This window comes from Chromohalobacter israelensis DSM 3043, assembly GCF_000055785.1.
Taxonomy (GTDB): domain Bacteria; phylum Pseudomonadota; class Gammaproteobacteria; order Pseudomonadales; family Halomonadaceae; genus Chromohalobacter; species Chromohalobacter israelensis.
The window spans coordinates 743,494-768,255 of the sequence record NC_007963.1 but is presented as its reverse complement, the minus strand read 5'-3'; the positions used below and the strand labels follow the sequence as shown (position 1 = coordinate 768,255).

General features: G+C 63.4%; 19 protein-coding genes. 6 read left to right on the top strand and 13 right to left on the bottom strand.

What is annotated here, in order from left to right; all coding sequences use genetic code 11:
* The first annotated feature begins 39 nt into the window (after window positions 1-39).
* Window positions 40-1,113, top strand: a complete 1,074-nt coding sequence (locus CSAL_RS03535; protein ID WP_011505990.1) for a metal-dependent hydrolase — start codon at window positions 40-42, stop codon at window positions 1,111-1,113.
* Between the two features lie 102 nt (window positions 1,114-1,215).
* Here CSAL_RS03535 and CSAL_RS03530 read toward each other — a convergent pair whose 3' ends face one another.
* The 8 genes from CSAL_RS03530 to CSAL_RS03495 all read right to left on the bottom strand — a co-directional run bounded on the left by CSAL_RS03530 (window position 1,216) and on the right by CSAL_RS03495 (window position 9,982).
* Window positions 1,216-1,830, bottom strand: a complete 615-nt coding sequence (locus CSAL_RS03530) for an FMN-dependent NADH-azoreductase (RefSeq protein WP_011505989.1) — start codon at window positions 1,828-1,830, stop codon at window positions 1,216-1,218.
* A 234-nt stretch (window positions 1,831-2,064) separates the two neighbouring features.
* Window positions 2,065-3,210, bottom strand: coding sequence for an iron-containing alcohol dehydrogenase (locus tag CSAL_RS03525; RefSeq protein ID WP_011505988.1), 1,146 nt, complete (start codon window positions 3,208-3,210; stop codon window positions 2,065-2,067).
* A 47-nt stretch (window positions 3,211-3,257) separates the two neighbouring features.
* The gene (locus tag CSAL_RS03520; protein WP_342341603.1) at window positions 3,258-4,640 is read right to left on the bottom strand and encodes an aldehyde dehydrogenase family protein; all 1,383 of its coding nucleotides are present in this window, start codon (window positions 4,638-4,640) and stop codon (window positions 3,258-3,260) included.
* Window positions 4,641-4,679: 39 nt separating this feature from the next.
* Entirely contained in the window at window positions 4,680-6,041 is a 1,362-nt protein-coding gene (locus CSAL_RS03515) for a glutamine synthetase family protein (protein WP_011505986.1), read from the bottom strand.
* 100 nt (window positions 6,042-6,141) lie between these two features.
* Window positions 6,142-7,194, bottom strand: a complete 1,053-nt coding sequence (locus tag CSAL_RS03510) for a TRAP transporter substrate-binding protein (RefSeq protein WP_011505985.1) — start codon at window positions 7,192-7,194, stop codon at window positions 6,142-6,144.
* Window positions 7,195-7,270: 76 nt separating this feature from the next.
* Window positions 7,271-8,593, bottom strand: a complete 1,323-nt coding sequence (locus tag CSAL_RS03505) for a TRAP transporter large permease (RefSeq protein ID WP_011505984.1) — start codon at window positions 8,591-8,593, stop codon at window positions 7,271-7,273.
* Window positions 8,593-9,192 (bottom strand): TRAP transporter small permease subunit, encoded by a 600-nt coding sequence (locus CSAL_RS03500; protein ID WP_244846480.1) that lies wholly within the window; start codon window positions 9,190-9,192, stop codon window positions 8,593-8,595. The genes CSAL_RS03505 and CSAL_RS03500 overlap by 1 nt, the downstream gene beginning before the upstream one ends.
* The gene (locus CSAL_RS03495) at window positions 9,182-9,982 is read right to left on the bottom strand and encodes an N-formylglutamate amidohydrolase (protein WP_011505982.1); all 801 of its coding nucleotides are present in this window, start codon (window positions 9,980-9,982) and stop codon (window positions 9,182-9,184) included. Before CSAL_RS03495 ends, CSAL_RS03500 begins: the two co-directional genes overlap by 11 nt.
* A 128-nt stretch (window positions 9,983-10,110) precedes the next feature.
* Here CSAL_RS03495 and CSAL_RS03490 point away from each other — a divergent pair, with 128 nt between their 5' ends.
* Window positions 10,111-10,989 carry a MurR/RpiR family transcriptional regulator gene (locus CSAL_RS03490; protein WP_011505981.1) on the top strand — a complete coding sequence of 293 codons (879 nt, stop codon included), beginning with the start codon at window positions 10,111-10,113 and terminating at the stop codon, window positions 10,987-10,989.
* A gap of 9 nt (window positions 10,990-10,998) precedes the next feature.
* On the opposite strand, the gene CSAL_RS03485 is transcribed toward CSAL_RS03490, so the two are convergent.
* Window positions 10,999-11,691, bottom strand: a complete 693-nt coding sequence (locus CSAL_RS03485; protein WP_148266791.1) for a COG3650 family protein — start codon at window positions 11,689-11,691, stop codon at window positions 10,999-11,001.
* A 283-nt stretch (window positions 11,692-11,974) separates the two neighbouring features.
* Window positions 11,975-14,260 carry a 5-methyltetrahydropteroyltriglutamate--homocysteine S-methyltransferase gene (metE, locus tag CSAL_RS03480; RefSeq protein WP_011505979.1) on the bottom strand — a complete coding sequence of 762 codons (2,286 nt, stop codon included), beginning with the start codon at window positions 14,258-14,260 and terminating at the stop codon, window positions 11,975-11,977.
* A 168-nt stretch (window positions 14,261-14,428) separates the two neighbouring features.
* Here metE and CSAL_RS03475 point away from each other — a divergent pair, with 168 nt between their 5' ends.
* Window positions 14,429-15,343, top strand: a complete 915-nt coding sequence (locus CSAL_RS03475; RefSeq protein ID WP_011505978.1) for a LysR family transcriptional regulator — start codon at window positions 14,429-14,431, stop codon at window positions 15,341-15,343.
* 15 nt (window positions 15,344-15,358) lie between these two features.
* Here CSAL_RS03475 and CSAL_RS03470 read toward each other — a convergent pair whose 3' ends face one another.
* Both CSAL_RS03470 and CSAL_RS03465 read right to left on the bottom strand, forming a co-directional pair.
* Entirely contained in the window at window positions 15,359-17,011 is a 1,653-nt protein-coding gene (locus CSAL_RS03470; RefSeq protein WP_011505977.1) for an ATP-binding protein, read from the bottom strand.
* 2 nt (window positions 17,012-17,013) lie between these two features.
* On the bottom strand, window positions 17,014-17,733 hold the full coding sequence (locus CSAL_RS03465; RefSeq protein WP_011505976.1) for a response regulator: 720 nt from the start codon (window positions 17,731-17,733) through the stop codon (window positions 17,014-17,016).
* 559 nt (window positions 17,734-18,292) lie between these two features.
* On the opposite strand from CSAL_RS03465, the gene CSAL_RS03460 reads away from it, so the two are divergent.
* From CSAL_RS03460 to gnd, 3 genes are all read left to right on the top strand, one after another.
* A complete protein-coding gene (locus CSAL_RS03460) occupies window positions 18,293-21,223 on the top strand; it encodes a ribonucleoside-diphosphate reductase subunit alpha (protein ID WP_011505975.1) in 2,931 nt (976 codons plus the stop codon).
* 99 nt (window positions 21,224-21,322) lie between these two features.
* A complete protein-coding gene (locus tag CSAL_RS03455) occupies window positions 21,323-22,585 on the top strand; it encodes a ribonucleotide-diphosphate reductase subunit beta (protein WP_011505974.1) in 1,263 nt (420 codons plus the stop codon).
* A 127-nt stretch (window positions 22,586-22,712) separates the two neighbouring features.
* Window positions 22,713-23,690, top strand: a complete 978-nt coding sequence (gene gnd / locus CSAL_RS03450; protein WP_011505973.1) for a phosphogluconate dehydrogenase (NAD(+)-dependent, decarboxylating) — start codon at window positions 22,713-22,715, stop codon at window positions 23,688-23,690.
* 51 nt (window positions 23,691-23,741) lie between these two features.
* Here gnd and CSAL_RS03445 read toward each other — a convergent pair whose 3' ends face one another.
* Window positions 23,742-24,656 (bottom strand): LysR substrate-binding domain-containing protein, encoded by a 915-nt coding sequence (locus tag CSAL_RS03445; protein WP_011505972.1) that lies wholly within the window; start codon window positions 24,654-24,656, stop codon window positions 23,742-23,744.
* Window positions 24,657-24,762 lie beyond the last annotated feature (106 nt).

Here is a 24,762-nt window from a genome sequence, read left to right as displayed (position 1 = left end):
CGAATTGCCTAATGCCGCTTCCAGGGGAGACAACAGCGCATGGATTCACTGACGCAGGCCTGCCTGGGCGCCGCCATCGGCGGCACCGTGCTGGGCCGCCGTCTCGGCCGCAAGGCGGTCATCGCCGGTGCCGCACTCGGCACGCTACCCGATCTCGATGTCGTCATCGATTATGGCGATGCCGTGGCGGACTATACCTATCATCGCGGCTTCAGCCATTCATTGCTGGTGTTGGCGGCCCTGGCGCTATCGCTGACCTTGCTGGCCAGGGCGGGAGAGCGCTGGCGACGCGTCACGCCGCCCATCGGCACGCTGCGCTGGGGGCTGCTGTTCGGCGGCTGTCTGCTGACGCACCCCGTGCTGGATGCCTTTACCACGTATGGCACCCAGCTCTGGTGGCCGTTGACCACGCCGCCGGTGAGCTGGCACAGCATCTTCATCATCGACCCGCTTTTCACGCTGCCCCTGCTGGTGGGCGTCGTCGCGGCCCTGATCAAGGGCGACTCGCCACGCCTGCTGGGCTGGGGCCTGACGATCGCCTGCTTTTATCTGACCTTCGCGGTCGCCGCGCAGAACACGGTGAATGCACGCATCGCCCCGAGTCTCGCCAGTCTGGGACTCGACGAGGCCCCGCGCCTGGTTCAGCCGACACCGTTCAACACCCTGCTGTGGCGCGTCACGGTGGTCGAGGATGGCACCTATTACGAGGGGGTCGTGAGCCTCTTCGACGGTCAGACACCGCTGGCACTGACCCAGCTGCCGCGGGGGGCCGAATGGGAGGACGCGGCACTCGCCACGGCGGCCGGGCAACGCCTGCAATGGTTTGCCGGCCCCTTCCTGCGCTACCGTGTCGACTCGCACGAGGGCGAGACCCGATTGGTGGCCACCGACCTGCGCCTGGGCTCTCCGGGCTATCACATGTTCAACTTCACGCTCGCCGAGCGCACCGAGGATGGCTGGCGCCCCGTCGTCAGCGAACGGCTCGAGGGGCCACGCCCCGATGGCGACGCCTTTGCCGCGCTCTTTCAGCGTCTGCTCGTCCCTCAGGCCAACGCTTGCTTGCCGGTGGACGAACGCTTGGCGCGATGCCTGACGCCGAAGGTCGTGCCCTGATGCACGACGTACTGACGCACCTCGCGCAGGCATGAAAAAGGCGGCTCATGAAGAGCCGCCTCGGTGCATGGATATCACGCGATTGGCGCCCGCGGTGCGCGGTCAGAGACGCTCGGTCACGTAGTGCGTCACGGCCTGACGGGCCTCGCCCATCGCCCGATCCCGCAGCGCCTCGCCCATGTTGAGCCCCTCCGCATAGATCCAGTCGGTATCCTGGATGCCCATCAAGCCCAGCAGACTGTTGACGTGGCCGGTCTGGGTGTCCAGCGCGGTGCCCGCATATTGACCGCCGCGCGCCGCCAGTATCAGCGCGCGCTTGCCTTCCACCAGGCCCACCGGGCCGTTCTCGGTATACCGAAATGTCTTGCCGGCACGCAGCACACGATCGAACCAGGCCTTGAGCTGGCTGGGGATGCCGAGGTTGTACAACGGCACGGCCAGCACGATGAGATCGTGCGCCAGGAGTTCCTCGATCAGCGTATCGGAACGCGCCGCCAGATCGTGCTGGTGGGCGTCGCGCTCGGCGGGATCGGTCATCCAGCTGCGCATCTCCTCGCCGTCGAGGTGAGGAAGATCGAGCGTCACGACATCGCGCTCGGTGAGCTGGACATCGTCGCGCTGTTCGAGCTGCGCCTTGAAATGTGCCGCCAGCGCACGTGATTGTCCGTGCTCGCCGAGGATGGAGGCAGTCACCAGCAAGATGTTACGAACGGCCATGGGAGTATCCTTTTCGTCGGGTTACGGGGTTGTGTCCGCATGGCGACATTATTCGTTGTCATTTTTGAAAAGAAAAACGCAAAAAAGCCCATGAACCATTCGATGGAATGAACTGATTCTCTTCTACGTCTCGGCACTTTCGCGCGAGGCTCTTGATAGACATGCACGCCACAGGGCCCTGTCATGAAGGGCCCTGTCGTGCGTAAGCCGCTTTTCAGCGTTGCCGTCCAATGCTCACATGCACCGACGGAACAGCACCTTGAAATCCTCGACGGTCAAGGCCACAGGGTTCCCTCCACAGCTGGGGTCCTCGATAGCCATGGCAGCCAATTCGTCGATGCGCGCCGGGTCGGCGCCGACCTCGGAGAGCGTACGCGGGATACCCATCTGGTCGTTGAGTGCTTGCACGAATGCCCTGAAACCGTCGAAACCACCCTCGATCCCCAGGTAGGCCGCCGCCATGTCGAACCGTTCGCGGATGCTATCGGCGTTGAACGCCAGCACCGCCGGCATGCAGATCGCATTAGTGGTGCCATGGTGAGCATTGAACACCGCGCCAATGGGATGACTCATCGCATGGATGGCCCCCAACCCCTTCTGAAAGGCAGTTGAGCCCATCATCGCCGCACTCATCATGTGCGCACGTGCCTCGATATCGGTGCCGTCGGCATAAGCGCGTGGCAGATATTCCTTGACCAGCCGCATCCCTTCCAGTGCGATGCCTTGGCTCATCGGATGATAATGCGGGCTCGAGAACGCTTCCACGCAGTGGGCAAACGCATCGAGCCCGGTGCCAGCGGTGATCGCCCTGGGCATGCCTATCGTCAGTTCGGGATCACAGATCACCACCCTGGGCAGGACTCTGGGGTGGAAGATGATCTTCTTTTCATGGGTCTTGGCGTTGGTAATGACGCTGGCCCGCCCCACCTCCGAGCCGGTCCCGGCCGTGGTAGGCACGGCCACGATGGGGGCGATCGCGTCGGCATCGGCCCGCGTCCACCAGTCGTCGATATCCTCGAAGTCCCACACCGGGCGCGTCTGACCCGACATGAAGGCCACCATCTTGCCCAGGTCCAGCCCGGAGCCACCGCCAAACGCGACCACCCCGTCATGCCCCCCCGCCCGAAAGGCCTCGATCCCTGCCGTCAGGTTGCGCTCGTTGGGGTTGGGATCGACTTCGGCGAAGAGCCCCCGTCCCAGCCCCGAGGCCTCCAGAATGTCCAGCGCGGCAGCGGTGACAGGCAGCTCGGCCAGACCGCGATCCGTCACCAGCAGCGGTCGGGTGATGCCCGCCTCGGCACAGGCCGCGGGCAACTCCTTGATCCGACCCGCCCCGAAACGGATGGCGGTGGGATACGTCCAGTTTCCAGTCAATGACATGTCGTCACCTTTTTAGCCTGTTGTTTTTTTCTTCATGTCGTTTTTCTTTATGTCGTTTTCTTTAGATAGTAGGACTTGGGGCGTGTCAGGTTGTGATAGCCAATCACCGACAAGCCACCACCGCGCCCCGACTCCTTGCAGCCGGTCCAGCACAGGCCAGGATCCAGATAATCCGCACGATTCATGAATACGGTACCGGTCTCGACCCGATCACCCACTCGCTGGGCACGCGCGATATCGGCCGTCCACAGGCTCGCGGTCAGCCCGAATCGGCTGTCATTCATGAGACGAATGGCCTCTTCATCGCCACTCACCTTCATGATGCCGACCACCGGACCGAAGGTTTCCTCGCGCATCACACGCATGTCATGCGTTACCTCGGTAAGGATCTGCGGACTCAGGTAGGTGCCGCCGTCATCTTCGGGTTTCTGCGTGACATGGGCCCTCGCGCCGGCGGCCAAGGCCTCATCGATCTGGCTACGGACCTCCCTGGCAAAACGGATGTTCGCCATCGGACCGATATCCGTATCGGCAGCCAGCGGATTGCCGAGCTTGTAGCCCTCGACGATCGCTACCGCCTTGTCGACGAAGGCTTCATAGAGGCTCTCGTGCACATAGATGCGTTCGATCCCGCAGCAGCATTGGCCTGAATTGAACATCGCGCCGTCGATCAGGGCCGCCACCGCGGCATCGAGGTCGGCATCCTCCATGACATAGCCTGGATCCTTGCCGCCCAGCTCGAGCCCTAGCCCGGTAAAAGTACCGGCCGCCGCCTGTTCCATGGCACGTCCACCGTCCACGGAGCCGGTGAAGTTGACGAAATCGAACGCTCGATCGGCAAGCAGCGTCGAGGTGGTGGCGTGATCCAGAAAGACATTCTGGAACACTGCCTCGGGCACGCCGGCCGAATGGAAGGCACGCGCCATCCGCTCGCCTGCCAGCAGGGTCTGGGTGGCATGCTTCAACAGTACGCTGTTGCCTGCGATCAGCGCCGGCGCCACCGTGTTGATCGCCGTCATATAGGGGTAGTTCCAGGGGGCCACTACCAGCACCACCCCATGTGGAATGCGCTTGATGTAGCGTTTGACGGTGGCGTCCTCGCCCACCGCAATATCGGCCAGCGCCTCTTCGGCGATGGTCGCCATATGGTTACCCCGTTCTTCGAAGCCACCGAACTCGCCACCGTAGCGAACCGGGCGCCCCATCATCTGCGCGAGCTCCGGCACCAGTTCGTCATTCATCGCTCCCACGGCGGCGATGCCGGCCCGCACCAGATCGATGCGCTCCCGGAGAGGACGTGCGGCCCACTCGGCCTGGGCCGCACGCGCCCGATCCGCTGCCTGCCGTGCAGCCTCGGGCGACAGCGCCTCACGCTCGGCGAAGACCGACCCATCGATCGGCGAGATACATCTCAGAATATGCCCCATCATCCCCTCCCGTTTGCCATTTCCCGTTTTGCGGACCTGACCTCAACACCGCTCGAAACCGCGTGCCACCTCGTAGTCGGAGACCACCCGCTGGAAGTCCTCGAGCTCCACTTCGGCGGCTCGCACGTAATGGTCGACCACATCTTCCCCCATGGCCTCGCGCAGCATGGTGGAGCCCCTCAGGGCCTCCATGGCATCGCGCAGATTCTGTGGTATCAGGCCACTCCCCCCTTCGTAGGTATCGCCCTCGGCGGGAGGAGGCAGCGCCAGGCATTCTTCGATCCCCTTGATGCCGGCGGCCAACTGGCCGGCCATGGCCAGATAGGGGTTCAGGTCCGAGCCGCCGATGCGGCACTCGATGCGCACCGCCCGTGTGCCTTCGGCGCAGAGGCGAAACCCTGCGGTACGATTATCCACCGACCAGACCGTGCGCGTGGGTGCGAAGGTGCCCTTCTGGAAGCGCTTGTAGCTATTGAGGTAGGGAGCCAGGAAGTAGGTATAGTCGGGCGCGTATTTCAGCAACCCCGCCAGGTAATGTTTCATCAAAGCGGACATGCCCAGCGCATCGCGCTCATCGTGGAAGGCTGGCAGGCCCTGCTTCCACAGCGACTGGTGGATATGACTGGAACTCCCCGCATGGGCGTGGTGCCATTTCGACAGGAAAGTCACCGCCCGCCCCTGCTGCCAGGCGATCTCCTTGGTCGCATGCTTGGCAATGGTATGGTAATCCGCCGTATCGAGTGCTTTCGCGCAACGTATGTTGAGCTCCTCCTGACCCGCTCCGGCCTCCCCCTTGGTGCCTTCCACGGGTATGCCCGCCGCATGCAGGTGGTTACGTAGCGGACGCAGCACATGCTCTTCCTTGGTGGTCTGGAAGATATGATAGTCCTCGTTGTACCCGCTGATCGGCTGCAGGTCGCGAAACCTTCCCTTGCGAATTTCGTCGAGGCTTTTCTCGAACAGGAAAAACTCCAGTTCGGTGGCCATTATCGCCTCCAGCCCCATCGCCTCCAGTCGCGCCAGCTGTCGCTTGAGAATGGCACGCGGCGCATGGGGGACTTCCGCGTGCGTGCGATGATCAAGAAGATCGCACAGCACCATGGCCGTGCCCTCCAGCCACGGCACGCAGCGCAGCGTGGCCAGATCCGGCTTCATGATGTAGTCGCCGTAGCCTGCCTGCCAGGAGGTGCTTGCATAGCCACCGGGCGTTGCCATCTCGAGATCCGTGGCCAATAGATAGTTGCAGCAGTGAGTCTCCTCCCAGCCATGGTCCACGAAGTGGCGCGCATGCAGCCGCTTGCCCATCAGGCGCCCCTGCATGTCGACAATGCATACGAGCACCGTGTCGATCTCACCGCTCTCGACCCTAGTCTTCAGGTCATCCAAAGCCAGCGTGTTGGTCATTTCCGAGGTTCCCAATAGCCATCACCATGACGAGGCCCGACGCACGGCCGGTCCCCTTTCAAGCGGCGTGCCCCGGCAGGTGCCAGGGCACGGGGCCGACTCATGCATCGACGTAACGATAGGGCCTGCCGGCCTTGCGCATATCGGCGTTGTACTGCTTGAAGATTTCGACCACCTTGGCCTTGGTCTCGGATTGCGCCGCGATTTCATCCCAGAACTCCTGGGCCGCCGTTTCTACCTGATCCCACTCGGCGTCGGGAATGGAAGTCAGCTCCAGCTTGTCACCGTGGACGCGCAGCCTGGCCTCGCCACCCCAGTACCAGTACTGGCGATGGTAGTGAGACTGCTCACAGCACACCTCGAACAGGAGTCTGAGGTCTTCCGGAAGCTCCTCCCAGCGTTCCATATTGACGAAGAAATGGCCGATCCAGGCACCCGAGATGTTGTTGGTCAGGAAGTAGTTGGTCACGTTGGCCCAACCGACCGTGTAGTCCTCGGTGATGCCGGACCAGGCGATCCCGTCCAGCTCGCCGGTCTGCAAGGCCACCTCGATGTCTTCCCAGGGCAACGTGACCGGCACGACACCGAACCGGGACAGAAAACGTCCGGCGGTGGGGAAGGTAAAGACACGCTTGCCCTCCAGGTCCTTGAGGCTGCGAATCGGCTCCTTGGTGGCGAAATGGCACGGATCCCAGGCGCCGGCGCTCACATGCTTGACGCCGACCTTGGCGTACTCCTCTTCCCAGATTTCCTTGAGCCCGTACTGATTGAACAGTACCGGCACATCGAGGCTATAACGGCAACCGAAGGGGAAGTACCCTCCGAAGACGGTGACCTCGGTGGGAGATGCCATCGAATCGTCATCCGACTGCACGGCATCGATGGTGCCGCGCTGCATCGCCCGGAACAGCTCTCCGGTCGGCACCAGTTGATCGGCACTGTACAGCTCGATCTGCATGCGATCCCCGGCGATCCGGTTGAACAGGTCGATGGCAGGCTTGGCCACATGCTCGGCCAGGGCGGCACCGGCATAGGTTTGCATGCGCCACTTGATGGTCGGCTCGGAGGATGACTGGGCCATGACCCTCGAGGCCAGCGGCATGATGGCTGCACCGGCTGCGGCATTGATCAGAAATTTGCGTCTTGTTGTCATTTTTGTAGCTCTCCTGGTGTCACTATCGAATGGACATGGCCCTTGTCAGGGCTATCGTTGCTCGGTCACGCTGCTGTCAACTCCCATAAATGTAGCCTGGAAGCCAAAGGGCGATCTGCGGAAAGACCATGACCAGACTCAAGGCTGTCATCATCACCGCCACGAAGGGGAGAATGGATAAATAGATGTCACGCAGCCCGATCTCCGGGGGCGCCATGGCACGCATCAGGAAAAGGTTGTATCCGAATGGCGGCGTCATGTAGGCGATCTGCGTCGTGATCGTGTAGAGAACGCCATACCAGATCAGATCGAACCCCAGCGCCTCGACCAACGGCACGTAAAGTGGCGCCACGATCACCAGCATGGCGGTATCGTCGAGGAAGGTCCCCATGACGATGAAGCTGAGCTGCATGAGGATCAGAATCGTCCAGGGCGAGAGCCCCAGACGCTCGGTAAACAGGCCCTCGATGGCCTTCACCGCCCCCAGGCCGTCGAATATGGCCCCGAAGGCCAAGGCTGCCAGGATGATCCACATGAACATGCAGGAAATGGCCAGCGTCTTGCGCACCGATACCTCGAAGACCTGGCGCGTCATTCGTCCCTTGAGGATAGCCGCCAGCAGCGCGGCCATCGCGCCGACCGCCGAACTTTCGACCAGGGATGTCCAGCCCTTGACGAAGGGCACCATCATCACCGCAAAGATCACCAGGGGCAGCAGCCCCGCCCTCAGCAGGCGCAGTTTCTCGGCCAGCGACACGTTCCGTTCCTCGGCGGGAAGAACGGGGCCCAGGCTTGGCTGAAAGCGGCAGCGCACATAGATATAGATGATGAAGAGCGTCGCCATCATCAGCCCCGGTAGCACGCCGGCTAGCCATAACTGTCCTACGGGCTGGCGCGCGATCATGGCGTACAGCACCAGCACCACCGAAGGCGGCACCAGGATGCCGAGACTGGACCCCGCCTGGATGACGCCGGTGACCATGATCTTGTCGTACCCGCGCCGGAGCAGTTCGGGCAGGGCGATGGTGGCGCCGATCGCCATACCGGCCACCGACAGCCCGTTCATGGCCGAGATCAACACCATCAGCCCGATCGTGCCAATGGCCAGGCCGCCTTTGATCGGCCCCATCCAGACATGAAACATCCGATAGAGGTCATCGGCGATACGGCTTTCCGAGAGCACGTACCCCATGAAGATGAACATTGGCAGGGTCAGCAGCGGGTACCATTTCATCAGCTTCATCGCGGACGAGAACGGAATGTCCACTCCACCGGTTCCCCACAGCAGGACCCCCGCCAGGGCGCCGACGAAGCCGATGGCGCCGAAAACACGTTGTCCGGTGAGCAGCATCAGCATCATCGAGCTGAACATCACGATGGCGATCATTTCATATGACATCAGTCGAGCACCCCGCGCAGACGGCCGACATCCCGGAAAAATTCGGCAAGAGATTGAAGGATCATCAGCAGCACACCGAGACAGAGCACGACCTTGATGGGCCACAGCCAGGGTCTCCAGGCCGTCGGGCTACGTTCCAGAAAACCGAGCTTGTCACCGGCCGCCGCGGTCCCTTCCGTGAAGAACGTGCCAACGAGGCTCAAGAGGAAGTCGAACGGCTCGTTACCGAAGTAGCCGAGAGAATAGGCCGTCGATACCAACCCGCCATAAAGCAGGACACCGAGGTAAAAGATCAGGAAGAAGACCGTGAAGGCATCGACCCACGCCTTGGTCTTCGGGCTCCAGTCGCCGTAGAAAAGATCCATGCGCACATTCGAGCCCATTTGGATCGAGTAGGGTCCGCCCAGCACGAAATACGCCACCATGACGAATTGTGCGGTCTCCAGCGTCCACATCGTGGGTGTCAGAAACACCTTGGAGACCGAGGACCACAGCAGCACCGCGATCAGCACGAAGATCAGATACATCGCGATCCGCCCGATGAAACGGTTCATCGCATCGATCGCGCTGATGTAACCGAGAATGACTCTAGGCATCATGCCTACCCCCGCCATGAGCAAGCTCGACGCCCAGAGCGGTCAGCGCCGGCTGAATCAGCTGCATCAACTCCCGGGCCATGGAATGAGCATCTTCCGGCGTGGCCAGCAGGTCGTTGCGAATCTCGATCATCACGTTCGCCAGGCCATTGTCGATACCGTGGCGCACCAGCGAATGGGTGACGCCGTCCTGCGGCCCGTAGGGCGCGTTGCGCTGAATGCGTCGATGGGCCAGACGATGGGCGTTCGCCAGCATCGCATCGGCCAGACGGCGATCGGCATCATGCAGAATGCCGATCTCGACCTTACGCACCCGGCCATGAAAGGTAGGCGTGAAACTGTGAACCGTGATCAGCACGGTAGGGATATCGTGAGCCTTGCGCTGTGCCAGCACCTGGGTCACAGCCTTGCAAAACGGCTCGTAGACGGCCTCGACCCGAGCGGCTCTCTGCGCTGACGTCAGCCCGCGGTTACCCGGCACCTCGACGATCTCGGAGCGCTCCGGCATTGCGCTGGCCGCCTCGGGAGGACGATTGCAGTCGTAGACCAGCCGCGAGACACGACTTGCCACCAGCGGAGCATTGAGCAATCCCGACAGCGCAATGGCCACATCGCGTGCGCCAGGATCCCAGGCGGCGTGACTGCGGCGGTGGGCGGGGTCCAGTCCCAGTCCGTGGTAGCACTCGGGAATATGGTACGACGCGTGCTCGCACAGCAGGAGAGCCGGGCCCTTGGCATACCGATAGAGAATCTCGACGTTCTGGGATAATTGTTCTAATTCGCTGGACATCATGATTTCTCCGCGACTATGTAAAGATATAGACGTCGCCAAGACCACGTGTCAATATTTTTTCAAAGACCATGAAAACGCTGAAATGTCACGGTCAGCATCCGCGCAGAACGACTCGGGAGGAGAATGTGATGGCGACCACCAATGCCGCCTCGACCGTGCGTGAACTGATCCGAGAGCACTACTCGGCGTTGACGCAAGCGGAACGCAAGTTTGCCAATGCACTACTCGATAACTATCCCGCGGCGGGTCTCGCCTCGATCACTATCGTGGCGAGCAACGTGGGGGTGTCGTCTCCCACCGTGGCGCGGATGGTCAAGAAGCTGGGATTCAAGGGCTACCCGGAATTCCACAAGGCACTGCTGAGCGAGCTGGAAGCAAAGGGCGTCGGGCCCACCAAGAGGCGCGACAACTGGTCATCCGAAGCCCCCCAGGAGCATCTGCTCAACCGGTTCTCCCAGGCGGTCACGAACAACCTGCAGCAGACCTTCGCTCATATCGATACCGAACGGTTCGATCAAGCGACCCGCCAGTTGGCCGATACCGAGAAGCGTCTTTACATTGTCGGTGGGCGCATCACCCAGGCGCTGGCCGATTATGCCTTCACGCATTTCCAGGCGGTGCGCCCCGGGGTGACCCATATGACCTCATCCTCGGGCACCTGGCCGCATTACGTGCTGGACATGGAGCCCGGGGACACCTTGCTGATCTTCGACGTCCGGCGGTACGAGACCAACCTGCTGCGCCTGACGGAAATAGTAAAAAAGCGCGGTGCGCAAATCGTGCTATTCACCGATCAGTGGGGCTCCCCCATCTCGACACTCGCCGATTTGACCTTTCACTGCCGGGTGGAAATCCCCTCGGGCTGGGATTCCAACGTAGCGACCATGATGCTGCTGGAAACCATGATCGCCTCGGTCCAGGAGCAACGCTGGCCCGACGCTCGTGATCGCTATGAGCGGTTGGATGAGTTGTTCGACAAGACTCATTTCTTTCGCAAGTTCACCTGACGCCGAGATTCAGTCTCTTCGCTCCACGCCCTGGCCACAGCCCACCAGCGTTTGATCGCCCTGCTCGACGCTCACCTGCACCGGGTAGGGCTTGCCGCTCATGTTGTCGAAACATGCCCGTGCCCGCAGCCGGACGGTGATGGGAGTGCCATCGTCATGCGCGCGCAGCGTCATGGCCGCTTGATGCCCGTTATCTAGCCGGGCGACATGATAAGGCAAGGTTCGCACGTGCTCGCCGTAATCCGTGGTGAGCGTCATCCGGGACGTCTCGCGATCGAGTTCGAGCAGCCAGCCAGGCTCGTTGCCGCGTGCCTGAAAGATCACGCCCGGCGCCGCCTTCCGGGTCGTCGACTCGCGACGCGCGTCGCGCTGGCACGCGAGCTGGCCGTTGTCGCTTTCGACATGCGCCTGCCCGTCGTGCTCCACGAACGACAACGTGCCCTTCTCATAGCGTTCGCCCTCGGCGACGACGGTGCGCGCCAGTTCGTAGTAGCCCTGGCCGGACCATAGCCGCAGATGCCCCTTGGGCGCCGCCGAGATCAGGTCCTGAGCCGGCGTGCAGCGCCAGGAGACGAACGCCTCCGCGCCATCGGCGAAGAAGGCGCTCGGCAGCAACGGCGACGTGGGGGCATCGTCGGCCTTGTCCGCCACGTCATCGAGACGCGGCGGTGGCGTGAACTCTTCTCCCGAGGCGTCGCTCACGCGTGGCGGCTCTGTGGAACTCGCGCAACCGCTCAATACGGCCGCGCACATCACACCCGACAGGACGTGCCGTGCACGTCGAGACACGCTGGGAAACATTCAGCTTCTCCTTGCTGGATGGCGCATGCCCATGCATCGAGAGCATGCTCCATGCGATATCGTTCAATCAAAGACGGCCGATAGCATAACAGCCCGTTCGCCGTGAGAAACGTCACTGCCGCAAGAAACGCAAACGCCGCCGGGGGATGCCCCGGCGGCGCGTGCAGGACGTCGTCGGACGACCTCAGCCGTAACGGCGACGCAACTCCCGTGCGGCCTCCACCATGTTGGCCAGCGCCGGCTCGACTTCGGCCCACCCGCGTGTTTTCAGGCCACAGTCCGGGTTCACCCAAAGCCGCTCGGCCGGGATTTTCTCGGCGGCCTTTTCCATCAGGCTCACCATCCATTCCACCTCGGGAATGTTCGGCGAATGGATGTCATACACCCCCGGGCCGATCTCGTTGGGATACGCGAAATCCTGAAAGGCATCGAGCAGTTCCATGTCGGAACGCGACGTCTCGATGGTGATGACGTCGGCATCCAGGGCCGCGATCGCCGCGATGATGTCGTTGAATTCCGAGTAGCACATGTGCGTGTGGATCTGCGTCTCGTCACGGGCCACCGCCGCGCTCAGCTTGAAGCTTTTCACTGCCCAGTCGAGATACTCCTGCCACTCACCCTGCCGCAGCGGCAGGCCTTCACGCAGTGCCGGCTCGTCGATCTGGATGATCTTGATGCCTGCCGCCTCGAGATCGGCGACCTCGTCCCGGAGGGACAGGGCAATCTGCCGACAGGTGGCATCGCGCGGCTGGTCATCGCGGACGAAGGACCACTGCAGGATGGTCACCGGGCCGGTGAGCATGCCCTTCATCGGCTTGTCGGTCAGCGATTGCGCGTATTCGCTCCAGCGCACCGTCATCGGCCCGGGACGGCTCACATCGCCGAAGATCACCGGCGGCTTCACGCAGCGCGAGCCGTAACTCTGCACCCAGCCGAAACGCGTGAAGGCAAAGCCGTCCAGCAGCTCGCCGAAGTACTCGACCATATCGTTACGTTCCGGCTCGCCGTGCACGGGCACGTCGATGGCCAGCGCTTCCTGGCGTTCGACGGCATGGGCGATTTCGTCGCGCATGCGGGCCTCGTAGTCATCGCGGCTCAGCTCGCCGCTCTTGAAGGCGCGTCGTGCGGCCCGGATGTCCTGGGTCTGCGGAAAGGAGCCGATCGTGGTGGTCGGAAACAGTGGCAGGTCCAGGTGGCGATGCTGCGCCTTGGCACGCGTCGCGTAGGGGCTTGCACGCTCGGCATCGTCGGCGGACACCGCCGCCAGACGCTCGCCCACGGCCGGCTTGTGGATGCGCGGCGATTGACGGCGTGCGTCCAGCGCCGACGTCGCAGCTTCCAGTCGCGCGGTGTCTTCCGGCGTGGCGCGACCGTCGAGCAGATGCGCCAGCGTGACGATCTCGTCGAGCTTTTGCCGCGCGAAGGCCAGCCAGCTCTTGAGCTCGGCATCGAGGTCGGTTTCCGCGTCGAGGTCCACCGGCACATGCAGCAACGAGCAGGAGGCGGAGATCCACAGGCGCTCGCCGAGACGCGCCCGGGCTACCTGCAGACGCTCACGCAGCGCTGCCAGATCGGCGCGCCAGATGTTGCGCCCGTCGATGGCGCCAAGGGACAGCACCTTGTAGGTGGGCAGGCGATCGAGCACGGCGTCGAGTTGCTCGGGCGCCCGCACCGTGTCGATATGCAGGCCGGCTACCGGCAGCCCTGCGGCAAGGCCCAGGTTGTCGCCCAGCGCCCCGAAGTAGGTCGCCAGCAACAGCTTGACCGGCGCGGATTGCAGCTTGTTGTAGGCGGACTCGAACGCCTGGCGCCAATCGCGGGGCAGATCCTGCACCAGCGCCGGCTCGTCGAGCTGCACCCATTCGACACCTTGCGCGGCGAGACGCTCGAGGATTTCCCCATAGACCGACAACACGTCGTCGAGCAGCGTCAGGCGGTCGAGCCCGGCACTCTTTTCCTTGCCCAGCCACAACCAGCTCACCGGCCCCAGCAGGGCCACCTTGACCGGATGCCCCGCGGCCTGGGCCTCGGCGACCTCGTCGAACAAGCGCGTGGACGCCACCCGGAAGCGCTGGCCGGCATGCAGCTCGGGCACCAGGTAGTGATAATTGGTATCGAAGTACTTGGTCATTTCGCAGGCGGCGGCGGGGGTGCCGCTCGGCGCGCGGCCACGCGCCATGCGAAATGTCGTATCCAGGTCGACATCGCCGTCGATGGCGCCGAAGCGCGGCGGCACCGCGCCGAGCATCGCGCTGACGTTCAGCACCTGGTCGTAGAAGGCGAAATCGCCGACGGTCACGAAATCGAGTCCCGCATCGCGGCTGGCCTGCCAGTGCTCGGCCCGCAACGCCTGGCCACGACGTTCCAGCTCGGCCTGGTCGATATCTCCCTTCCAGTAAGCCTCGACGGCCTTTTTGAGTTCGCGATTCGCGCCAATGCGCGGATAGCCAAGAATGTGTGCCAGCGCCATCGTGTTTCCCCTTGCGGTATCCGGCTAGAATGAGTGACTTTCAGCAATAAGTGACTTTCTGTATCACGGCGTCGCGGTGCCGTGACGCGCTGGCAGCAGTCTCGCTGGCGACACTGAGTGAATCAAACTAAATTAACTAATCATCAAAATGAACGGCACTCATACAACATGCTCGAGCTTCGCCACCTCCGCACCCTAATCGCCCTACGCGACGCCGGCTCGCTCGTCGAAGCCGCCGAACGGGTGCATCTCACGCAGTCAGCGCTGTCTCACCAGATCAAGGATCTCGAGGAGCGCCTGGGCAGCCCCTTGTTTCTACGCAAGACACGCCCGGTCACCTTCACGCGTGCCGGGGAACGCCTGCTCGCGCTGGCGGAACAGATCCTGCCGCAGATCCGCATGGCCGAACGCGACCTGGCACGCCTGGCCGGTCATGAACAGGGCCGGCTGCACATGGCCATCGAGTGCCACAGCTGCTTTCAGTGGTTGATGCCGACCATCGATCATTTCCGCGACCATTGGCCGGAAGTCGAAGTCGACATTCCCAGCGGCTACAGCTTCGATGCACTGCCCTCGCTGGCGCGGGAGTCGCTGGACCTGGTCATCACCGCCGACCCCCAGCCGCTGGCCGGCATTCATTACGAGCCGTTGTTCCGTTACGAAGGCCTGCTGGCCGTGGGCAAGCAGCACCCGCTGGCACGGCGCGACTGGGTGACTCCCGAGGAACTGGCACGCGAAACGCTGATCACCTACCCGGTGGAACACACGCGCCTGGATGTCTTCACGCAGTTTCTGACGCCCGCGGGCTTCACGCCGGCCGAGGTGCGCACCGCCGAGTTGACGATCATGATGATGCAGCTGGTGGCCAGCGGGCGTGGCGTCTGCGCGCTGCCCAACTGGGCGCTCACCGAATACCTGGAGCGCGGCTATGTACGCGCCCTGCATCTCGGCGAGCAGGGGGTGTGGAGCACGTTGTTCGCGGCGATCCGCGAAGAAAGCCGCGACGCCCCGTGGATGGAGGATTTTCTGCGCACCGCGAGGGAAACGTCCTTCGCCGTCCTCGCGGGCATCAAGCCGGCGTAGGCACCGCCCCGGGCATCAGGCCTCGCCACCGTGCGACGGCCTGGCCTTGCCCTGGCGCCGCTCGTGCTGGGCCACTCCGGCGGTGGACAGCAGCAGACTGAAGCGCGCGCCGCCGAGTTCCGTGCTGCGCTCGACCACCACGCTACCGCCGTGCCAGATCATGATTTTCTGCACGATGGACAGCCCCAGCCCGTAGCCTCCGGAGCGCCGCGTGCGGCTGTCGTCGAGCCGCGCGAAAGGCTTGAAGATCAGCAGACGATCGGCTTCGGGCACCCCGGCGCCGTCGTCTTCGACATCCAGACGAACCGCACGGGGGTCGCGCATCACCCGCACCCAGACACGCGCTTCCGCATGCCGGCACGCGTTGGCCACCAGGTTGGAAAGCGCACGCTGCAGATAGCGCGGGTCGGCCTCGACGTCGACGTCCTCGCCATCCAGCACTTCCAGCGTCAGGTGCGGATGCAGCGGCGCCAGCGTCTCGACCACGCGACGTGCCATGGCCCGGCAGTCGGTGGTTTCAGTGGCGAGCTGGATGCCCTGGGCACTGTCGCTGCCCAGACGGGCGTACGTCAGGATCTCGTCGACCAGTTGATCGAGCTCCTCGATATCGCCGTCGATATCCTGCAGCTGGCGGCGCACCACCGGCTCGTCGGTCATGTCCTCGACCATCTGCACGGCGAAGCGAATTCGCGCCACCGGGGTACGCAGCTCATGGGACACGGCGCGAATCATTTCCTGCTGGGTGCGCAGCAACGACTGCACCTGGGCGGCCATGCCGTTGAACGCCATGCCCAGGCGCCCCAGGAAGTCGCTGCTCTCCACCTTGACGCGGGTATCCAGGTGGCCCCCGGCGATGCGTGTCGCCGCCCGCTCCAGACGCTCCACGCGTCCCTCCACGCCGCGCACCACGAGATAGATGGTGCCGGCCAGCACCAGCAGCACGATCCCCAGCAAGGCGAGCGCCAGCGATACCGGCATCGGTTCGAAGGAAGGAATCGGCCCGATCGTCAGCCAGCGGTCCGATCCCAGACGCGCATGCACGTAGAGCACCCCGAGCCCCGGCTCGAGACGCACGACGACTTCGCCTCCCTCGAGCCGCGCCTGTTGAATGGGGTCGACCCCCGACGGTGGCTCCGGCGCCACCCCCAGGGGAATCTTGAAGGCACGCTTGAGCCGCGCCAGGCGCGCGGCACTCTCGTCTTCCGAGACCCCGCTGAGCCAGGTCCGCAACGCCTCGGTGGCGCCCCGCAACTGCATCTCCTTGAGCGCCCCGACACGCACTTCCAACAGCCAGTCCGTGTCCGGCAGGCGGCGCAATGCCGACCAGGCCGAGTCGTGACGCTCGATCAGGGGGCGCCCCTCATCGAGGCGAGAACGCTCGAAATAGCTCAACGCGACACCGTTCATGGGTCGCAGTGTCATGGGCACGCCCAGGGTCGACGACATCGACGCCAGCCACTCGTCGCGTTCCGCGGCCGGCTGCTCGGCGGCGAGTTGCGCGAGCACCTGCATCGGCCCGCTGGCGAGGCGTTCACGGTAGTTCTCCTGGCGCACTTGATCGACCACGAGATAGCCGAGCAGGGCCAGCCCGAAGGTCAGCACCAGCGCGAGCAGCAATAGCGCATACACACGCAGGAAGGTGCTATCCGACAGTGTGCGCCGGATCAACGTCAGCTATCCCTGACGAAAAGATAGCCCTTGCTGCGCACGGTCTTGATCCGGTGCGGATGATTGGGATCGTCGCCGATCTTGGGCCGGATTCGCGATACGCGCACGTCGATCGAACGATCCTGACCGTCGTACTTGATCCCCCGCAACTGCGAGAAGATTTCCTCCCGGGTCAGCACGCGTCCCGCATTGTCGGCCAGCAGCCACAACAGATCGAACTCGGCGCTGGTCAGGTCGATGCGCTCGTCGTCGAGCCATGCTTCGCGGGTGGCGCTATCGATGAGCAGATTGCCGAAGGTCAGTCGTGTGGCCCCGCTGGCTGCATCCAGTGTATCGGCGCGCCGCAGCAAGGCTCGCATGCGCGCCAGCAGGACACGCGGCTGAACGGGTTTGGGCACGTAGTCGTCCGCCCCCATTTCGAGCCCCAGGACCTGGTCCATGTCATCGGTACGCGCGGTCAACATGAGGATAGGGCCGGCGTAATGGCCGCGTACCCGGCGGCAGATGGAAAGGCCATCCTCACCGGGTAGCATGAGGTCGAGAATCACTATGTCCGGCTGTTCATCGAGGATGCGTTCGACGGCACGCGCGCCGTCGTATTCCAGGTCGACCCGGAACTCGTTGGCCTCGAGATATTCGCGCGTCAAGTGCGCCAGCCGCTCGTCGTCCTCTATGATCAGGACGTGATCGTGATGTTTGCTGCTGTCCAAGCTGTCATCCATCCCTTTGCATTGGTGCCATGAAGCCCTGCCTACCTTCGGCCTTGTCGTGCGAGTTCCTTTCGCCTCTTTTTTATTGTCTAGCGCGCCTTTCTTGTCTGTCTGCACGCTATTCCGGCTTGGCCGGAATGAGCGACATGACGGGGGTTGAATGTCGCCACTCCCTACCATAGCGGATAGCGGACAATGATACCCGAAATCACTCTCGACTAGATGTCGAGCATCATAGAGATAGACACGCATCTTGAAAAATCGTCCCGTGCCAGCGGGTTACGAAAAACTTGACGAAGCGCAAGAACGGCCCCCAGGAGAGCCACAGACTATCCACAACTTATCCACTTGCGACCCCCGAAAAACGGCTCTATCTTGTGCTCATCACACAGACGGCCCCCATATATAGGGACGCTCGTATTTCTCGTGCTCGCCCCGATTGGTACTTTCGTGGCATGAAAATGCCGCTAAAAGCGACGAAATCGGCGATCGTCACGTTATCACGGGATTTCTCGAGATACGGACATCGAACGGCAGCTCTTACCCGGACCCGTAAAGACAGGAAGGCGTCATGGATACCTCTATTTCCCCTGGCAAGGCGTCAGTGGACATCACCGCGCCGCAACGACTGCGCGTCATCAAGCGTGGGGGTGAAGTCGCGGCCTTCGACGGCAGCAAGATCTCGGTGGCGATCACCAAGGCGTTCATCGCCACCGAAGGCGACAACGCCGCTGCATCGTCGCGCATCCGTGAATTCGTCAGCGAGGCCACCCAGAGCATCGTCGACACCTTCCTGCGGCGCATGCCCGACGGCGGCACGCTGCATATCGAGGACATCCAGGACCAGGTGGAGCTGGCACTGATGCGCGCCGGCGAGCAGAAGGTCGCCCGTGCCTATGTGCTGTATCGCGAGGAGCATGCTCGCGCTCGCCAGCCCCAGGGCGCCGATATCGCCAAACCGCACCCCAGCCTCAACGTCACCCAGGCCGACGGCACCGTGCGTCCCCTCGATCTGGGCCGGGTCGAGACCCTGGTGGCCGATGCCTGCGAAGGCCTCGCCAACGTCGAGCCGCAAAAGATCGTCGATGCCTCGTTGAAGAACCTCTACGACGGCGTCCCCATCGACGGCGTGGCCACCGCGCTGATGATGACCGCGCGCACGCTGGTCGAAAAGGAACCCAACTACACCTACGCGACCGCACGCCTGCTGCAGGACAACCTGCGCCGCGAGGCGCTGTCCTTCCTGGGCATCGCCGACGAGGCGACCTACCAGGAGATGGCCACACTGTACGCCCCCGCCTTCAAGGCGTATATCGACAAGGGCATCGAGTTCGAGCAGCTCGACGAACGCCTTCGCGAGTTCGATCTCGACCGCCTCGGCGCGGCGCTGGACCATACGCGCGACAATCAGTTCACCTACCTGGGCCTGCAGACGCTCTACGACCGTTACTTCCTGCACCACGACGACGTCCGGTACGAGTTGCCGCAGGTCATGTTCATGCGCGTCGCCATGGGGCTGGCGCTCAACGAGGACGATCCCGAAGCGCGGGCCATCGAGTTCTACGAACTGCTCTCCAGCTTCGACTACATGGCTTCCACGCCCACGCTGTTCAATGCGGGCACCCAGCGCAGTCAGCTTTCGAGCTGCTATCTGACCACCGTGCCGGATCAGCTGGACGGCATCTACAGCGCGATCCGCGACAACGCCCTGCTCTCCAAGTGGGCCGGCGGCCTGGGCAACGACTGGACGCCGGTACGCGCACTGGGCTCCTACATCAAGGGTACCAACGGCAAGTCGCAGGGCGTCGTGCCGTTCCTCAAGGTGGTCAACGACACCGCCGTCGCCGTCAATCAGGGCGGCAAGCGCAAGGGCGCGGTGTGCGCCTACCTCGAGACCTGGCACCTGGACGTCGAGGAATTCCTCGAGCTGCGCAAGAACACCGGCGACGATCGCCGCCGCACCCACGACATGAACACCGCCAACTGGGTGCCCGACCTGTTCATGAAGCGTGTCTTCGACGATGAGGAGTGGACGCTGTTCTCGCCGTCCACCTGCCCGGACCTGCACGACCTGTATGGCGCCGCCTTCGAAAAGCGCTACGCCGAGTACGAGGAGATGACCCGCAACGGACAGCTGAAGCTCTTCAAGCGGGTCAAGGCCAAGGACCTGTGGCGCAAGATGCTGTCCATGCTGTTCGAGACCGGCCATCCGTGGATCACCTTCAAGGATCCCTGCAACCTGCGCAGCCCGCAGAACCATGCCGGCGTGGTGCATAGCTCCAACCTGTGCACGGAGATCACGCTGAATACCTCGGCGGACGAAATCGCCGTGTGCAATCTGGGCTCGGTCAACCTGGCGCAACACATCGTCGACGGACAGCTCGACGGCGACAAGCTGAAGAAGACCGTGAAGACGGCCGTGCGCATGCTCGACAACGTCATCGACATCAATTATTACGCGGTGCCGCAGGCCAGGAACTCCAACTTCAAGCATCGCCCCGTGGGCCTGGGCCTGATGGGCTTCCAGGATGCCCTGTACCAGCTGGGCATTGCCTATGCCAGCGACGACGCGGTGACGTTTGCCGACACCTCGATGGAGCTGATCAGCTACCACGCCATCGAAGCCTCCAGCGACCTGGCCACCGAGCGCGGGCGCTATCAGAGCTTCGAGGGCTCGCTGTGGAGCAAGGGCGTGCTGCCCATCGACTCCATCGCCAAGCTGGCCGAGGAACGCGGTGCCGATTACATCGAGGTGGACACGTCCACCACCCAGGACTGGGCGCGTCTGCGCGACAAGGTCACCCGCCAGGGCATGCGCAACTCCAACGTCATGGCGATCGCCCCGACCGCGACGATCTCCAATATCTGCGGCGTCACCCAGTCCATCGAGCCGACCTACCAGAACCTGTTCGTCAAGTCGAACCTGTCGGGCGAGTTCACCGTGGTCAACGCCTACATGGTCAATGACCTGAAGGCCCGCGGCCTGTGGGACGAGGTCATGATCAACGATCTCAAGTACTACGATGGCAGCGTGCAGCCCATCGACCGGATTCCGGACGATCTCAAGGCACGCTATGCCAGCGCCTTCGAGGTCGAGCCCAAGTGGCTGGTGGAAGCCGCCGCGCGGCGCCAGAAGTGGATCGATCAGGCCCAGTCGCTGAACCTCTACATTGCCGGCGTCTCGGGCAAGAAGCTCGATGTCACCTACCGCATGGCCTGGTTCCGCGGTCTCAAGACCACCTATTACCTGCGTGCGCTGGGCGCCACTTCGGTGGAGAAGTCCACCGTCGATCGCGGCAAGCTCAATGCCGTGGGCAATACCGGCGGCTCCGCCAGCCCGCAACCCGCGGCTGCTCCCTCGCCCAGCCCCAGCCCGGCGGCGAGCGACGCCGGCGGCGAGGCACGCGGCATCGATGACTTCCTGACCGGCAAGAGCGGCAGCGGCTCACGCGCGCCCTCGGCAGGCGACATCGACGAACTGGGCTGCGAGGCCTGTCAGTAACCCAGCCACGCGCTTCGCGCGGCGAGCCGCGCGAAGCGCACACAGTCTAGCCACCGGCGTCAGCGCATGACGCCGCCAGCGAGAGAACGGGACGGACACATGCTGAACTGGGACGAATTCCACGAAGACACGGTTGATGACGAGAGCGCCGCCGCCGAGGCGCAAAAGCCCGCGCCGGCTGCCAAGCCGACACCGCAGGCCACGCCCGAGGCGCCGGCCCCCGAGCAAGTGCGCGAAAGCGCTTCCCGTTATCAGGTTGCCGATGAAGATCGCCTGACACGGGCGCGCAAGGCACTGGACGAACTCGACGTCGCCGCCGGCCTGGAAGAGCTGGAAATGGGCGCGGCACGCATCGAGGTCGACGACAAGCAGATGATCAACGCCCGCGCCGACCTCAACCAGCTGGTGCCCTTCAAGTATGAATGGGCCTGGCAGAAATACCTGGATGGCAGCGCCAATCACTGGATGCCGCAGGAAGTGAACATGAACGCCGACATTGCGCTGTGGAAAAGCAATGACGGCCTGACCGAAGACGAGCGCCGCATCGTCGAGCGCAGCCTGGGATACTTCTCGACCGCCGACTCGCTGGTCGCCAACAACCTGGTGCTGGCGCTTTATCGCCTGATCACCAATCCCGAGTGCCGCCAGTACCTGCTGCGCCAGGCGTTCGAGGAAGCCATCCACACCCACGCCTACCAGTACTGCGTGGAATCGCTGGGCATGGACGAAGGCGAAGTCTTCAACATGTATCGCGAAGTGCCCTCGGTCGCCGCCAAGTCGGCGTGGAGCCTCAAGCACACCCAGTCGCTGGCGCGTCCGGACTTCCACACCGGCACCCCGGAGACCGACCAGGAGCTGCTGCGCAACCTGATCGCCTTCTACTGCGTGACCGAAGGCATCTTCTTCTACTGCGGCTTCAGCCAGATTCTCTCCATGGGTCGGCGCAACAAGATGACCGGTGTCGCCGAGCAGTTCCAGTACATCCTGCGCGACGAGTCCATGCACCTGAACTTCGGCGTCGACATGATCAATCAGATCAAGATCGAGAACCCGCACCTCTGGACGCCGGAATTCCAGGACGAGGTCACGCAGATGATCATCGAGGGCACCGAGCTGGAAATCGCCTATGCGCGCGATTCCATGCCGCGCGGCGTACTCGGCATGAACGCGGCGATCATGGAGGAGTACCTGCACTTCATCTGCAACCGCCGCCTGGCGCAGATCGGCTTGAAGGAACAGTATCCCGGCGCGGAGAACCCGTTCCCGTGGATGAGCGAGATCATCGACCTGCGCAAGGAAAAGAACTTCTTCGAAACCCGCGTCACCGAATACCAGGTCGGCGGCGCACTGAGCTGGGACTGAGGCGCCGCCTGAACGTGCGCCGCGGGCCATGCCGGACGGCATGGCCCGCTTTGCGTCATGCCTTCGCTAGCGGTAGGCTTGCCGCCGTTCCGACTTCCCTACCCAGATCACCTCGAAAGGTAAGAACATGCAACTCGGTATCATCGGACTCGGCCGTATGGGCGGCAATATCGCCCGGCGCTTGATGCGTGGCGATCACGAGGTCGTCGCCTACGACCGCGATCAATCCATCGCCTCGGCATTGATCGAGGATGGCGCCACTCAGGCAGACTCGCTGATCGACTTGATCGACAAGCTGGCAGCGCCACGCGTGGTATGGGTCATGCTGCCTGCCGGCGACCCCACCGAGGAAACGATCCAGGCCCTCGCCGAACGGTTGGCGCCAGGCGACATCATCATCGACGGCGGCAATACCTTCTACAAGGACGACATCCGCCGCGCCAAGACCCTGGCCACCAAGGGCATCCATTACGCGGACGTGGGCACCTCGGGCGGCGTCTGGGGCCTCGAGCGCGGCTACTGCATGATGGTCGGCGCCGAACGCGATGTCTTCGAGCACCTCGATCCGCTGCTCGATACCCTGGCCCCCGGTTACGGCAACCTGGAGCGCACCCACGGCCGCAACGCGCCGCACGACAGCGCCGAGCGCGGCTACATCCATGCCGGGCCGGTGGGCGCCGGGCATTACGTGAAAATGGTGCACAACGGGATCGAGTACGGCCTGATGCAGGCCTACGCCGAGGGCTTCGAGCTGATGCAGAGCAAGTCGTCGCCGGACCTGCCGGAAGACGAGCGTTTCGACCTCAACCTCGCCGACGTGGCCGAGGTCTGGCGTCGCGGCAGCGTGGTCTCGTCCTGGCTGCTCGACCTCACCGCCCAGGCACTGACCGGCGACCCCAAGCTCGATCATTACTCCGGCGCCGTCGCCGACAGCGGCGAGGGACGCTGGACCATCGACGCCGCCGTCGAGCAAGGCGTCGCCACCCCGGTACTGGCCAACGCCCTGTTCGCGCGTTTCAACTCGCGCAAGGACAGCACCTACGCCAACCGGCTGCTCTCCGCCATGCGCTTCGGTTTCGGCGGCCACGTCGAACCGCCGAAGTGAGCGCTGATTGAAAGCCGTGGTGCCTGCCGCCGGAAGCGTCGGCGGCAGGCACTAGCACGACGCCCCGGCTGGCGCATCCACCTCGGCACACGTCAGCACATGAGTGACGAAACGGCGCACTCGCACGAGTTCGCCGAGATGCTCGGGGTGCACCAGGTAGTAGGCGTCGGGTCCCTTGAGGACGTGCGGCCAGGCCAGGGACAGGCGGCCTTCGGCCAGCTCGGTGTCGACGAAGAAACGCGGTACCAGGGCGAGACCACCGCCGCTCATCGCCGTGCGGATCAGCATCTGGAAGGTCTCGAAGCGAGTGCCATGGTAACTGCGCTCGGTGGTGATGCCCTGGTCGGCGAACCAGCGGTGCCAGGCATCCGGGCGCGTGGAGAGGTGCAGCAGGCGGCACTCGGCCAGGTCGGCGGCGCTCGTCGGTTGCCGTCTGGCCAGGTAGTCCGGTGCGCCGACCGCGACCACCTCCTCGTCGAACAGCTTGTGGCACTCCAGTTTCGGCCAGCGACCATGCCCGTGGAAGACAGCCACATCGATACCTGCCTGATCCAGGTCGAAGGGCTCGACATGGTCGCTAACGCTGAGGTCGATGTGCGGGTTGGCGTTCAGGAAGTCGGGCAACTGGCGGGCCAGCCAGCGGGCCCCGAAGGTCGGCAGGCAGGCCACCCGCAGCACCTCACCCTGCCCGCTGTAGCTCATGATCGCGTTCGCTGACATCTCGATCCGGGCCAGAATCTTGCGTACTTCAGTAAGGTACAGCGCGCCCTCCGGCGTCAGCACCAGGGTGCGGCGCACACGCCGGAACAGCTTGTGCTGCAGATACGCTTCGAGTTGCGCCACTTGCTTGCTGATGGCGCTCTGGGTAATGCTCAGTTCGTCGGCGGCACGTGTGAAACTCATATGCCGTGCAGCCGCCTCGAAGCATTGCATGGTGATGGTCGAGGGCAGGTGGCGTGCCGTCATGCGTCTTCTCCGCGACGGAATGAATTCGCAACGCTCATGCTGAAATCTCATGCCCAGGCTTTATTTAAAGCATTCAAGCGCAATACATGAGTTAAAGGAATGGGTA